Origin of the sequence: Hymenobacter cyanobacteriorum (genome assembly GCF_022631375.1) — a bacterium.
GTDB lineage: Bacteria > Bacteroidota > Bacteroidia > Cytophagales > Hymenobacteraceae > Hymenobacter > Hymenobacter cyanobacteriorum.
Genome location: NZ_JALBGC010000003.1, coordinates 895,223 through 908,727, shown reverse-complemented (window position 1 = coordinate 908,727; position 13,505 = coordinate 895,223). Strand labels below are relative to the sequence as shown.

Sequence of the window (13,505 nt, the reverse complement as noted above, 5' to 3'; positions counted from 1 at the left end):
CTTGCTCCCGATTCCAAATTCCCGCTCCGCTTCTCTCATGAACAAACGACTATTCACCCTTCCGCAGGCGGCGCTGCTGGCGCTGCTCACCGGCGGCCCGGCCCTGGCCGCCCCGCTCGCGGCGGCCGCTTCGCCGGCCGGCATTCCGGCGGCCGACCAGCCCGTGGCCGGCCGCGTAACCGACGAAAAAGGCGGCGGCCTGCCCGGCGTCACGGTGCTCGTGAAGGGCACTTCGATGGGCACCACCACCGCCCCCGATGGCAGCTTTGCGTTGAACGCGCCCGCCGGGGCCACGCTCGTGTTTTCCTTTGTGGGCTACAAAACCCAGGAGGTGGCCGTGGGCGCCCAGAGCACCTTCGCCATTCAGCTGGCCACCGACGCCGCCGCCCTCGACGAGGTGGTGGTGACCGGCTACCAGACCCAGAAAAAAGCCGACCTGACCGGGGCCGTGGCCGTGATAAAAGTGGACGAGGTGAAGGACCTGCCCTCGAACAACGTGGCCCGCAACCTGCAGGGCCGCGTGCCGGGCGTGAACATCGTCACCGACGGCGCGCCCGATGGCAACGTGAGTGTGCGCATTCGCGGCATCGGCACGCTGGGGAATAACGACCCGCTGTATGTGATTGACGGCATCCCGACCAAGGACGGCATCAACCAGATAAACCAGAACGACATCGAGAGCATTCAGGTGCTGAAGGACGCTTCGGCGGCCAGCATCTACGGCTCGCGGGCCGGTAATGGCGTGATTATCATCACCACCAAGCGCGCCCAGCGCAACGTGAACCGCGTGGATTTCAGCACGTTTTTCACGGTGCAGGGGCCGGGCAAGCAGCCCAAGCTGCTGAACACCGAGCAGTACGGCCGGGTGCTGTGGCAGGCCGCCGTGAACGACGGCGTGACGCCGCCCACGCAGCTCTACACCTACCAGCAGCACAACGACGCCAACGGCCGCCCGGTGCTCGACCGCGTGATTGTGCCCGAGTTTCTGGGCAATGACCGCACGCAGCGCTCAGCCGACACCAACTGGTTCAACGAGATTCAGCAGAACTCGCTGGCGCAGAGCTACAACCTGAACCTGAGCACCGGCAGCGAAAAGGGCGGCGCGCTGGTGTCGCTGAACTACTTCGACAACAAGGGCGTGATTAAGTATTCGGAGTTCGAGCGGTTTACGGCCCGCCTGAATTCGGACTACAACTTCTTCGGCGGCCGGCTGAAGGTGGGCGAAAACCTGACGCTGGTGCGCAACATGCAGACCTACGGCGAAGACCGGCAGGCCCGCGGCCTGGCCGTACTGAGCCTGCCCATTGTGCCGGTGCACACCGTGGACGGCGTGGGCTGGGGCGGCCCCGTGTCGGGCATTGCCGACCGCAACAACCCGGTGCGCATTCTGGAAGACAACCGCCAGAACAAGGCCTACTCGAACCGCGCCTTCGGCAACGTGTTTGCCGAGCTGGAGGTGCTCAAGGGCCTGAAGCTTCGCAGCAGCTTCGGGCTCGATTACAACCTGTTCACCTTCCGGGGCATGTACCTGCCCTACAAGTCGGGCTACCTCTCGAACAACGAGAGCCGCGTGAGCAACACCAGCCGCGTGTTTGGCAACTGGGTGTGGCAGAACACCCTGAACTACCACCTCGACCTGGGCCGCAACCAGATTGACTTCCTGGCCGGCACCGAGCGCATCAGCTACGGCTTCGAGGAGACGTTTGCCACGCGCACGGGCTTCGCCATCACCGACCCCAACTTCATGTACCTCGACGCCGGCACCGGCGTGCAGAACAACGGCGGCTACTCGTCGGCCTACCGCCTGGCCTCGTACTTCGGCAAGCTGAACTACTCGTTTGCCGATAAGTACCTGGTGTCGGCCACGTTGCGCCGCGACGGCTCGTCGCGCTTCGGCAAAGACAACCAGTTTGGCGTGTTCCCGGCGCTGTCGGCGGGCTGGCGCCTGAGCGAGGAAGGCTTTTTGAAGGATAATGTGCGCATCCTTTCGGACCTGAAGCTGCGCGCCGGCTGGGGCCAGACCGGCAACCAGGACATTGCCTACAACGCCGCCCGCAGCCTCTACCGCCCCAACTACGGTTCGGACCCCACCTGGGACCCCGACACCGGCACGGCCTACGACATCAACGGCAACAAAACCGGGCTGCTGCCTTCGGGCTTCCAGCGCTTCCAGCAGGGCAACGACCGGCTGAAGTGGGAAACCGCCAGCCAAACCAACGTAGGCCTGGATTTCGGCCTGCTCGACAACCAGCTTTCGGGCTCGGTGGACTACTTCGTGAAGAACACCAAGGACATTCTGGTGAACCTGCCCTACCTGGCGGTGGTGGGCGAGGGCGGTGGCCAGTTCATCAACGGCGCCTCGCTGCGCAACAAGGGCTGGGAATTCCTGCTCAACTACCAGAAGAAGCTGAATAACGGCCTGGCCTTCAACGCCAGCGGCAACCTTTCCAGCTACCGCAACGAGGTAACCTACCTGCCGGAAGCCGCCGTGAACGCCTACGGCGGCAACGGCCAGGACCAGACCATTCTGGGCCGCTCCATCGGCTCGGTGTTCGGCTATGTGGCCGACGGTCTGTTCCGCAGCACCGAGGAAGTGACCAGTTCGCCCATTCAGACGGGCAAGGGCCTGGGCCGCATCCGCTACAAGGATTTGAACAACGACGGGAAAATCGACGCCAAGGACCAGACCTGGATTTCGAACGGCAACCCCGATTTCAGCTACGGCCTGAACCTGGGCGCCAGCTACAAGGGCTTCGACGTGCAGCTGTTTTTGCAGGGCGTGCAGGGGCTGAAGGTGTACAGCGACACCAAGTTCCGCACCGATTTCTCGTCGCTGACTTCGGGCGAGAACTGGGGCCAGCGCACCCTCGACGCCTGGACGCCGGAAAACCCCGACTCGAATATACCGGCCGTGTCGCTGATTAACAACAACAACGAGGGCCGCACCTCCACCTACTTCCTCGAAAACGGTTCCTACCTGAAGCTGCGCAACGTGCAAATCGGCTACTCGCTGCCGGCCAGCCTCATCGGCCGGCTGCGCATGACGCAGGCCCGCCTCTACGTGCAGGGCCAGAACCTGCTGGCCTTCTACCAGAAAAAGGGCGACGGCGCCTACACCGCCCCCGACCCCGAGGTGCAAACCTTCGGCTACCCCATCCCGGTCACGTTCACCACCGGCCTCAACGTTTCCTTCTAAGCCTTTAGTAGTGAGTCGTTAGTAATGAGTATTGAGACAGTGTCTGATACCTGCTACTAACTACTCAATACTTGCTACTCAATACTAACCATTATGAAAACCTTTAAGACTTTGGCGCTGGCCTGCTCGCTGCTCACGCTGGGCCTCGCCACGTCGTGCAACGACAAGGAGTTTCTGGACGTGCCGCCGCGCGGCGCTATCAGCGACGAGCAGATTAACAACGCCGAGAACATTGAAAAGCAGGTGATTGCCGCCTACTCGCAGCTGGGCAACGACGGCTTCACGGCCCCGTTCACCTCGCTGTGGCCCTACGGCAACCTGCGCGCCGGCGATGCCTACAAGGGCGGCGGCGGCACTGGCGACGTGGACGCGTTTCACTTCTACGAAACCTTCAGCTACAACCGGCCCGACATCGGTAACACCGACGAGGTGTGGTTCCGCCTCTACATCGGGGTGGGCCGCGCCAACGATGCCCTGCGCCGCCTCAACGCCATTTCCGACGCCGCCATGCCCAACCGCAAGGTGCGCCAGGGCGAGGTGCGCTTCCTGCGCGCCCACTTCTACTTCATCCTGAAAACGCTGTTCGACCGCGTGCCCTACATCGATGAAACGGTGGAAGTGGCCGACTACAACACCGTGTCGAACGTGGCCCTGACCAGCGACCAGGTGTGGGATAAAATCGCGGCTGACTTCCAGTTTGCCGTCGATAACGTGCCCGCCAACCAGCCCGAGGTGGGGCGCGCCAACCAGCTGTCGGCCAAGGCCTACCTGGCCAAAACGCGCCTCTACCAGGCGTATAAGCAGAACGCCGACCACTCGGTGGCCAGCATCGACCAGGCCAAGTTGCAGGAGGTACTGAAGCTGACGAACGAGATAATTGGCTCGAGCCGCTACTCGCTGTACCCAGATTTCGGCAACAACTTCCAGTCGAACCACGACAATGGCGCGGAGTCGGTGTTCGCCATTCAGTTTTCGAAGAACGACGGCACGCCGAAGGGCCGCATCCAGCAGGGCAACAAGCTGAACTACCCCATGAATGCCGAGTTTGGCTGCTGCGGTTTCCACCAGCCCAGCCAGAACCTGGTGAACTCCTTCAAGACCGACGCCAACGGCCTGCCGATGTTCGCCAACTTCAACACCAGCGGCGACCTGCAGACGGCCCTCGACTTCAACCTGAACCCCGTGGACCCGCGCGTGGACCACACCGTGGCCGTGCCCGGCCACCCGTGGAAGTACGACCCGGGCTTCATCTTCCAGCAGTCGTGGGTGCGGGTGCCGGGCATTTACGGCTACTTCATGTCGATGAAGGAGAACGTGGGGCCCAACGACCCAAGCTTCCAGAAGGAGCCGCCGTTCATGAGCTCGTCGAAGAACTGGGCCGTTATCCGCTACGCCGACGTGCTGCTTTGGAAGGCCGAGGCCCTGATTGAGCTGAACCGCGCCGCCGAGGCCCTGCCCATCATCAACGACATCCGCCAGCGCGCCCAGAACAGCACCGCGCTGCTGCGCACCAGCACCGGCGCGCCCACCTCCAACTACCACATCGGCCTCTACCCCAGCACCAACTGGACGCCGGCCTACGCCCGCCAGGCCCTGCGCTTCGAGCGCCGGCTGGAGTTCGCCATGGAAGGCAGCCGCTTTTTCGACCTCGTGCGCTGGGGCATCGCCGCCGACTACCTCACCACCTACCTGAACCAGGAAAAAACCCGCCGCCAGTACCTGCAGGATGCCCGCTTCACCCGCGGCCGCGATGAGTACCTGCCCATCCCGCAGAACCAAATCAACTTCAGCAAAGGCCTCTACCAGCAGAACCCGGGGTGGTAGTAGAACTGCCTGAATCGAAAAAGAACGTCATGCAGAGCGGAGCGCAGCGGAGTCGAAGCATCTCGCGTGCAGCAGTAATCAACATGACCGAACGATTGAGTTAGTGGCAGCACGCGAGATGCTTCGGCTCCGCTGCGCTGCGCTCTGCATGACGTTCTAAAATAACGCATTACCAACTCTATACATCTAACCCTGTTTCCTTGTGAAAAACCGCAACGTATTCTTCTGGTCGATAGTGGTGGCGCTGGGCGGCCTGCTGTTCGGCTTCGACACGGCCGTGATTTCCGGGGCCGAAGAGTCCATTCAGAAGCTGTGGGGCCTGAACGCCTACGAGCACGGCCTCACCATGTCCATCGCCCTGATTGGCACTGTGCTGGGCGCCATTTTCGGTAGCGTGCCGAGCGATGCGCTGGGCCGCCGCGGCACCCTGGTCTGGATTGCGGTGCTCTACCTCGTGTCGGCGGTGGGCGCGGCCTTGTCGCCGAGCTGGGTGCCGTTCATGGTGTTCCGCTTTCTGGGCGGGCTGGGGGTGGGCGCGTCGTCGGTCACGGCCCCGCTGTATATCTCGGAGGTGTCGCCGCCGGCTTCGCGGGGCCGCATGGTGGGCATGTTCCAGTTCAACGTGGTGTTCGGCATTCTGCTGGCTTATTTGAGCAATTTCCTGCTGCGCGACATCGGCCCCGATGCTTGGCGCTGGATGCTGGGCGTGCAGGCGGTGCCGGCTATTGCCTTCTTCCTCCTGCTGTTCCGCATTCCGGAAAGCCCGCGTTGGCTGCTGCGCCACGGCCGCACCGAGGAGGCCCGCGCCGTGTTCGAGCGCATCGACCCGGCCACGGCCAACGACAACATCAGCACCATTCTGGTGGCTAATGCGGCCGAGCAGGGCCCCGGCGAGTCGCTGTGGGCGCCGCAGTACCGGCGGCCGGTGCTGCTGGCCATCCTCTTCGCCGCCTTCAACCAGCTGGCGGGCATCAATGCCATCATCTACTACGCGCCGCGCATTTTCGAGATGACCGGGCGCGGGCAGAGCGCGGCACTGCTGTCGTCGGCCGGCATTGGGCTGGTGAACTTCTGCTTCACGCTGCTGGCCGTGAATATCATCGACAAATTTGGCCGCCGCCGGCTGATGCTGGTGGGCTCAGTGGGGCTGATTGTGACGCTGGGGCTGGTGGCGCGGGCCTTCTACACGCAGCAGTTCGAGGCGGTGCCGGTGCTGCTGTTCGGCTACATTGCCTTCTTCGCTTTTTCGCAGGGCGCGGTTATCTGGGTGTTTATTTCCGAGATTTTTCCGTCGGCGGTGCGGGCCAAGGGGCAGGCGCTGGGCTCGAGCACGCACTGGGTGCTGGCGGCCGTTATCACCTTCATTTTCCCGAAGCTGACCGAGGCGCTGGGCGGCGGCAACACCTTCGCCTTCTTCGCCGGCATGATGGTGCTGCAGCTGCTGTACGTGTGGAAACTGATGCCCGAAACCAAGGGCAAAACCCTGGAAGAAGCCGATAAGGTGCTGGTGCTGCACTAGCCGCTGGTCGGCCCGGGCTGGCCGGGTCATTCGGGCACTTTATCGTTGGGCGTGCACTTTGGTGAGTGGTGGGACGCGCCCGATGTTGCCGGAATGCCTCGGCCAGCCCGCGCCGGTTGGCTATAATCGAGTGATGAATTGAACAATACAAGACCGTCATGCAGAGCACAGCGAAGCATCTCGCGTGCCACCACTAATCAATGACGTGCTCGATATCAAGTTACTAACCCACGCGAGCTGCTTCGCTGCGCTCTGCATGACGTTCTAAAAACCCCTGCCAACCATGTCCCTCAGTCCTCAAGCCCCCAAGTCGCCCACCATTGCCTGCTTCGGCGAAATCCTTTGGGATGTGCTGCCCACCGGCAAGCAGCCGGGCGGCGCGCCCTTCAACGTGGCCGTGCACCTGCACCAGCTGGGCCTGCCGGTGCGCTTCATCAGCCGTGTGGGCGACGATGAGCTGGGCACCGAGCTGGTCGAGTTCGTAGCCTCAAAAGGCGTGGATACCAACCTCATTCAGCAGGGCAAAACCCACCTCACCGGCGTGGTAAAAGCCAACGTGGACGATGCCAACGAGGTGACTTACAAGATTGTGCAGCCCGTAGCCTGGGACTACATCCACTTCGACGCCGACGTGGAAGCCGCCGTGGCCACCGCCGATGCCTTCGTGTTTGGCAGCTTGGCCGCCCGGCAGGCGGGCACCCGCGAAACCCTCTACCGTCTGCTCGAAAACGCCAAGTTCAAGGTGTTCGACGTGAACATGCGCCCGCCGCACTACACCCGCGAGGTGGTGAAATACCTGCTCGGCAAAGCCAACCTGGTGAAAATGAACCACCACGAGCTGGCCGAAATCATGGACTGGTTCGGGGCCGCTACCGAGCCGGCCGCCGCCATGCCCTGGCTGGCCCAGCGCTTCGACCTGCAAGCCGTGTGCGTCACCTGCGGAGCCGACGGCGCCCTGCTCTGGACCAACGGCCAGCTCTACCGCGCCCCCGGCGTGGCGGTGGCAGTGCAGGACACCATTGGCAGCGGCGACGCTTTCCTGGCGGCGCTGCTGCGCTGCTGGCTCACTGGCCACGCGCCCGAGGCGGCCCTGCGCTTCGCCTGCGCCGCCGGGGCGCTGGTGGCCACGCACCAAGGCGCCACGCCAGCTTTCGGCGAAGCCGACGTGCGGGAGCTGATGGGCGCGGCCATGCCCGCCGAACTGTAGCGTGGACTCTGCGAGTCCGCGCATCGAAAGCGAAAGCACTACTACCTCTTCACGATTGCGCGGACTCGCAGAGTCCACGCTACAACCCCACCTGCATGAAACGCCTCCTCCTGCCCGCCCTGCTTAGCCTTAGCCTCCTCGCCCACGCGCAGCAAACGCCCGTGCCGCCGGTCACGCCGCAGTACCGGCCCGGCTACCACTTCTCGCCCGCCGCGCACTGGATGAACGACCCCAACGGCATGGTGTATTACCAGGGCACCTATCATCTGTTTTTCCAGTATTACCCCGATGGCATGACCTGGGGACCCATGCACTGGGGCCACGCCACCAGCCCCGATATGCTAAGCTGGCAGGAGCAGCCCATTGCGCTGTTTCCGGATGAATTGGGCTGGATTTTTTCGGGCTCGGCCGTGATTGACAAGGACAACACGGCGGGCTTCGGCAAGAATGCAATGGTGGCCATTTTCACCCACCACAACGACCCCGAGGAGAAAAAGAAAACCAACAAGCACCAATACCAGAGCCTGGCCTATAGCCTCGACGCGGGCAAAACCTGGACGAAATACAAGGGCAACCCCGTGCTGCCCAACCCCGGTATTCAGGATTTCCGCGACCCCAAAGTGAGCTGGAACGAAGTGGCAAAGAAATGGATAATGACGCTGGCCACCAAGGACCGCATCACCTTCTACTCGTCGGCGGACCTGAAAAGCTGGACCCGCGAAAGCGAGTTTGGCGCGAAGCTGGGGGCGCACGGCGGCGTGTGGGAATGCCCCGATTTGTTCCCGCTCACCCTCAACGGCAAAACCCACTGGGTGCTCATCGTGAACCTGAACCCCGGCGGCCCCAACGGCGGCTCGGGCACCCAATACTTCATCGGCAGCTTCAACGGCCACCAGTTCACGCCGCTGAATGAGAAGACGAAATGGGCCGATTTCGGCCCCGACAACTACGCCGGCGTGACCTGGGCCAACACCGGCGCGCGCAAGATTTTTCTGGGCTGGATGAGCAACTGGGACTACGCCAACCAGGTGCCCACCTCGCCTTGGCGCAACGCCACCACCCTGCCGCGCGAGTTGGGCCTGCGCCAGGTGGGCAGCGAAATCTACCTCACCTCGCAGCCCGTGAAGGAGCTGGCCAAGCTGGCCCGCCCTGCCCAAACCCTGAGCAAGCTCACTGTTACTAAATCAACCGACCTCACCGGCCCGTTGAAATTCAGCGGCGATAAGTTCTCGCTGAAGATGAGCACGCCCGAGCTGCGCGATTTCGCGCTGGTGCTGAGCAACGCCGCCGGCGAGGAGCTGCGCCTGGGCTACGACGCCCAAGCCAAAAATTACTTCGTCGACCGCCGTAAATCCGGACCAATGGGTTTCAGCGACAAGTTTGCCGGCCGGCACCTCACGCCCCGCCTGGCCACCACGCCCGGCGCGGACCTGACGCTGTTTTTCGACGCCACCTCCGTCGAGCTGTTTGCCGATGGCGGGCTGAGCGTGGCTACGGAGCTGTTCTTCCCTAGCAAGCCCTTCACCACCATCCGGCTCGAATCGGCGGCCGGCATGACGGTGCAGAACCTGGTGTACAACCAGCTAAGCAGCCCGCTGCTGAAGATGTAGCGTGGACTGTTAGTCTGCGAATTGGCCTCTAATCTTCTGCGTTTCCCGGCGCGGACTAACAGTCCACGCTACAATTACCCGCGCCGAACCGGTGCCCCCTCTCCACCGGAGAGGGGGGCAGGGGGTGAGGCCCCACGCCCGCGCCGAAAACCAACCCCACCCATGTCCCTTCGCCCCTTTTTCCTATCCGCTATGTTGCTGGCTGCCGGCTGCAAAAAGAGCGACCCGGCCACGCCCACGCCGCCCGTCGTCAAGCCCGGCGTGCAGCTGGTATGCACGCCTTCGGCCGAGCGCAGCGACTACAGCATCTTCCCCAAAGTGGCCGACGGCGCGGGCGTGGGCGACGTGATGCCCTTCTTCGACGCGGCCTCGGGCACCCAGTATATCTACTACCTGAAGGACGTGTGGAACGACGCCACCAACCAGCGCCACCCCTGGTACGGCTTCACTACCAACGACTTCCGCCAATACACCGAACTGCCGGCCGGCGAGCTGCTGCCCAGCTCCAGCGGCAGCTGCGCGCAGGACCGCGCCATCGGCACGGGCAGCGTGATTGCCCGCAACGGCACCTACTACGCCTTCTATACCGGCCACAACCCCAACTCCGACAACTGCGGCCGCCGCAAGGAAGGCGTGATGCTGGCCACCGCCCCCGCCCCCAACCAGAAGTTCAGCAAGAACGCGGCCTTCGCCACGCTCTACGTGCCCACCGGCCAGGGCTTCGATGAGAACGACAACTTCCGCGACCCGTTTGTGTATCAGGACGATGCCAGCGGGCAGTACGCCATGCTGGTTTCCGCCCGCCGCAACTCGCGGGGCGTGGTGGTGAAGTACACCTCCGCCGATTTGCTGACCTGGACCTACCAGGGCGTGCTCTACGACGGCGGCACGAGCAGCTATTTCATGATGGAATGCCCGCAGCTGTTCAAGCTCGGCAGCACCTACTACCTCACGTATTCCGACACCGGCACCCGCTACTTCTACTACCGCAAAAGTGCCTTGCCCAACGGCCCCTGGAGTGCGCCCTCCGGCATCGAGCGTTTCGACGGCAACGGCCTTTACGCTGCCCGCGTGCTCAACAACCCCGTCACCGGCAAAAGCTACCTCATCGGCTGGGTGAACCGGCTCGAAAACAACACCGACACCGGCAACTGGTGGTGGGGCGGCAACCTCGTCACGCACCAGCTCAACCAATTGCCCACCGGCGACCTCACCGTGAGTATGGTGCCCGCCCTGCGCACCTACCTCGAAGCCCAGCCCGAACCGCTGCAGCGCGTGAGCCGCACCGCCAGCGCCGCCCGGCCCGATTCAAGCACCTACATCCTCACCGGCCCGGCCGCCGGCCCGCTGGCCAACGTGCTCTACCAACCCATTAACCTCACGCGCTTCAAGTTGAGCGCCACGGTGTCCTACACGCAGGCGGCCAAGGATTTCGGCTTTATGCTGGGGGCCTGCGACGGCACCAACGAGTTCTACAGCCTGCGTTTCGTGCCCGGCCAGAACCGCTTCAGCTTCGACCGCGTGAACCGCTCCGGCCTCAACGCCGGCACCTCAGCCGTGGCCGACGTACCCTTCCCGATGCAGCCCAACACCGACTACGCGGTCGACATCGTGGAGGAAAATTCGGTGGTCGTGGTGTACCTCAACGGCGTGGCCGCGCTGTCGGTGCGCATCTACAAAGCCCCGCGCACCTCCTGGGGCATCTTCGCCGATAACAGCTCCGCCACCTTCAAAAACCTGCGGATAACCAAGCCCTAGTTCCTGCCAAGCCGCGCCCCAAAGCGCCCCGGATTATTGCCCTCTCGGCCCGGTTTTCGGGCCCGAGCAGCCCTTGCTACGCCCTCATTTTTCACTTTCATCCCCATCCCAATTCCCATGAAAAGAACCTTTACCCTTGCCCTGGCCGGCGCGCTGGCCGCCACCGCCCTCACCACCCACGCCCAGGCCATTACCGTGGATGGCACGTTGAGTGCCAGCGAAATCAGCAGCACCGGCTACCAGCTCATCGGGCGCTACAACCAGCGCCACAGCTTCGGCGATGCCGGCCTGCTGGCCTTCTACGCTACCGCCGATGCTACCAACGTCTACTTCTTCCTGGCCGGCACGCTGGAAACCGACGGCGCGACCGCCACACTGGGCCAGATTCGCAACTCGCTGCAGATTTACGCGGCCCGGCCGGGCGTGTCGGCCGTGCCGGTGGGCACCGCGCTGCCCATGCCCGCGCTTAGCAACCCCATCACTTCCTTCAAGTTGGTGAGCTCGAAAATGGAGCTGCCCGGCGACTTTGCCATCGGCGTGAAGGGCAACGGCGTGGCCGGCCAAGTGCAGGTCGACGCCGTGGTGTACAGCGCCGGCAACCCGGCCACGGCCATCACCAAAAACATCAACGCCACCGGGGCCAACGTGACCACGGGCGCGCCCGTCACCATCGGCACGGCCCAGGCCACGGGCCAATACGCGCTGTTTGCCAATGCCGTGGTGGCGTTTCGGAACAGCTCGCTGCTCTCCACTAACCCCGGCTTCGCATCGGGCGGCGGGGCGGGCTCGTCGGGCCTCGAAATTTCGATGAGCCGCGCCAGCCTGGGCCTGCCCAGCACGGGCGGCGCGCTCCAGCTTTTCGGCCTGCAGAACAATGCCGACGGCGACTTCTTCTCCAGCGACATCATTCCGCAGAACACCGGCGCGGCCCCCGGGGCTGATGCCAACGGCAGCCTTCAGCACAGTCCCGACTTCACGGCCATTCCGGGCCGGCAGGTAGCCACGCTGCAGGTGACGGCCACCGGCGGCACCGTGCTCGGCACCCGCGCCGCCGACGACGCGGCCCTCGGCCTGCGCCTCTATCCCAACCCCGCCAACGGCCCGGCCACGCTGAGCTACCAGGCCCCCACTGCCGCCGAAGTCACCGTCGTTCTCACCGACCTGCTGGGCCGCCCCGTGCGCGTGCTCGACCACGGCCCCAAAGCCGCCGGTTCGCACCTGGTGAACATCGACGCCACGGGCGTAGCCGCCGGCACCTACCTGGTGCGCGTGCAGGTAGGCGAGGCCCGCTCGGTGCAAAAGCTGGTGCTGCTGTAAACTGTTAATAACAATGGATTTGCAGCGGTGCCATTCTTCGTCGGGACGGTTAGCTACCCGACGAAGAATGGCACCGCTACATCATTGTTTCGGGCCGCACGGCCGCCGGGCGCTTGCGCACCGAGTCGTATACCACCAGCGCCACCAGCAGCCCCAGCAAAATCAGCGACGAGCCCTGAGTGCCGAAGCCCAGCCCGTTCTTCTCGACCGGCTTCGTTAGCAAGTCGCCAAAGGTGGCCCCAAACGGCCGCGTGAGCACAAACGCTACCCAGAACAGCAGCACCCGCGACAGGCTGGTGAAGTAGTAGAGCCCCACCACCACGGCCAACGCGCCGCCAATCAGCAGCGCCCCGCCGCCAAAGCCCAGCCCGGAATCATCGGCCAGGAAATCGCCCAGGGCCGTGCCCAGCGTGTTTGAAAACAGGATGGCCGCCCAATAAAACAGCTCGGCTTTGCGCGACTGCACGTCCGTTACCGACAACGACTTTTCACTCAGCCACCACAACCCCAGAATGGTGAGCAGAATGGCCACTAGAATGGCCGAGCCGGTGGCGTAGCCCAGCCCCAGGGTGCGGTCCATGTAGTCCGACATGGTGGTGCCGGCCGTGCTCGTGGCCAGAATCACGGCCCAGTACAGGGCCGGAATGTAGCGCCGGGCCGCCAATTGCCCGGCCAGCGTGGCCAGGAAAAACCCGATGAGAATGAGCGAACTCACGGCGTAGCCCACCTTCATGGTCTGGGCCAGCTGGTCGCCGGCGGTTTCGCCCAGCGTGGTGGCGCAGATTTTCATTATCCAGAACAGCAACGTGACTTCGGGGATTTTCTTCATGGCTGGCTTCAGCGAGGGTGAGCGGCCAAGATGCCGCCCGATGCTGAAGGAATGCTGAAGTCACGCTTGCTACGATTATTGACTAGAATAATCTTCCTTGATACTGCCACACTAGTCTTGGAAAGCAAAAACCCCGTTCCTGAATCAGGAACGGGGTTTTTCGTGGCAACAGTTGGAATCGAACCAACGACACCAGCATTTTCAGTGCTGTGCTCTACCAACTGAGCTATGTTGCCGTTTCCCCG

8 protein-coding genes and 1 tRNA gene are annotated in these 13,505 nt (G+C 63.4%); 7 read left to right on the top strand and 2 right to left on the bottom strand.

The window, feature by feature from the left end:
• Window positions 1-37 precede the first annotated feature (37 nt).
• The 7 genes from MON38_RS13505 (at window position 38) to MON38_RS13475 (ending at window position 12,431) form a co-directional block, all read left to right on the top strand.
• Window positions 38-3,196: a SusC/RagA family TonB-linked outer membrane protein gene (locus MON38_RS13505; protein ID WP_241936698.1), complete on the top strand. Its 3,159-nt coding sequence runs from the start codon at window positions 38-40 to the stop codon at window positions 3,194-3,196.
• Window positions 3,197-3,289: 93 nt separating this feature from the next.
• Window positions 3,290-5,020, top strand: coding sequence for a RagB/SusD family nutrient uptake outer membrane protein (locus MON38_RS13500; RefSeq protein ID WP_241936697.1), 1,731 nt, complete (start codon window positions 3,290-3,292; stop codon window positions 5,018-5,020).
• A gap of 202 nt (window positions 5,021-5,222) precedes the next feature.
• Window positions 5,223-6,539 carry a sugar porter family MFS transporter gene (locus MON38_RS13495; RefSeq protein ID WP_241936696.1) on the top strand — a complete coding sequence of 439 codons (1,317 nt, stop codon included), beginning with the start codon at window positions 5,223-5,225 and terminating at the stop codon, window positions 6,537-6,539.
• A 283-nt stretch (window positions 6,540-6,822) separates the two neighbouring features.
• A complete protein-coding gene (locus MON38_RS13490) occupies window positions 6,823-7,746 on the top strand; it encodes a carbohydrate kinase family protein (RefSeq protein WP_241936695.1) in 924 nt (307 codons plus the stop codon).
• A 95-nt stretch (window positions 7,747-7,841) separates the two neighbouring features.
• Complete coding sequence (locus tag MON38_RS13485) at window positions 7,842-9,356, top strand: glycoside hydrolase family 32 protein (RefSeq protein WP_241936694.1); 1,515 nt, start codon at window positions 7,842-7,844, stop codon at window positions 9,354-9,356.
• A gap of 162 nt (window positions 9,357-9,518) precedes the next feature.
• A complete protein-coding gene (locus MON38_RS13480) occupies window positions 9,519-11,114 on the top strand; it encodes a glycoside hydrolase family 32 protein (protein WP_241936693.1) in 1,596 nt (531 codons plus the stop codon).
• A 117-nt stretch (window positions 11,115-11,231) separates the two neighbouring features.
• Window positions 11,232-12,431: a T9SS type A sorting domain-containing protein gene (locus tag MON38_RS13475; RefSeq protein WP_241936692.1), complete on the top strand. Its 1,200-nt coding sequence runs from the start codon at window positions 11,232-11,234 to the stop codon at window positions 12,429-12,431.
• A 76-nt stretch (window positions 12,432-12,507) separates the two neighbouring features.
• Here the strand turns inward: MON38_RS13475 and MON38_RS13470 are convergent, their stop codons facing one another.
• Together MON38_RS13470 and MON38_RS13465 are read right to left on the bottom strand one after the other, a co-directional pair.
• On the bottom strand, window positions 12,508-13,260 hold the full coding sequence (locus MON38_RS13470; protein WP_241936691.1) for a COG4705 family protein: 753 nt from the start codon (window positions 13,258-13,260) through the stop codon (window positions 12,508-12,510).
• Window positions 13,261-13,423: 163 nt separating this feature from the next.
• Window positions 13,424-13,496, bottom strand: a tRNA-Phe gene (locus MON38_RS13465).
• Between the last annotated feature and the right edge of the window lie 9 nt (window positions 13,497-13,505).

Excerpts from the sequence above, each read along its gene's own strand:
- MON38_RS13475 (WP_241936692.1), top strand. The coding sequence starts at position 11,232 with ATGAAAAGAACCTTTACCCTTGCCCTGGCCGGCGCGCTGGCCGCCACC.
- MON38_RS13485 (WP_241936694.1), top strand. The coding sequence starts at position 7,842 with ATGAAACGCCTCCTCCTGCCCGCCCTGCTTAGCCTTAGCCTCCTCGCC.
- MON38_RS13505 (WP_241936698.1), top strand. The coding sequence starts at position 38 with ATGAACAAACGACTATTCACCCTTCCGCAGGCGGCGCTGCTGGCGCTG.
- MON38_RS13480 (WP_241936693.1), top strand. The coding sequence starts at position 9,519 with ATGTCCCTTCGCCCCTTTTTCCTATCCGCTATGTTGCTGGCTGCCGGC.
- MON38_RS13470 (WP_241936691.1), bottom strand. The coding sequence starts at position 13,260 with ATGAAGAAAATCCCCGAAGTCACGTTGCTGTTCTGGATAATGAAAATC.
- MON38_RS13500 (WP_241936697.1), top strand. The coding sequence starts at position 3,290 with ATGAAAACCTTTAAGACTTTGGCGCTGGCCTGCTCGCTGCTCACGCTG.
- MON38_RS13490 (WP_241936695.1), top strand. The coding sequence starts at position 6,823 with ATGTCCCTCAGTCCTCAAGCCCCCAAGTCGCCCACCATTGCCTGCTTC.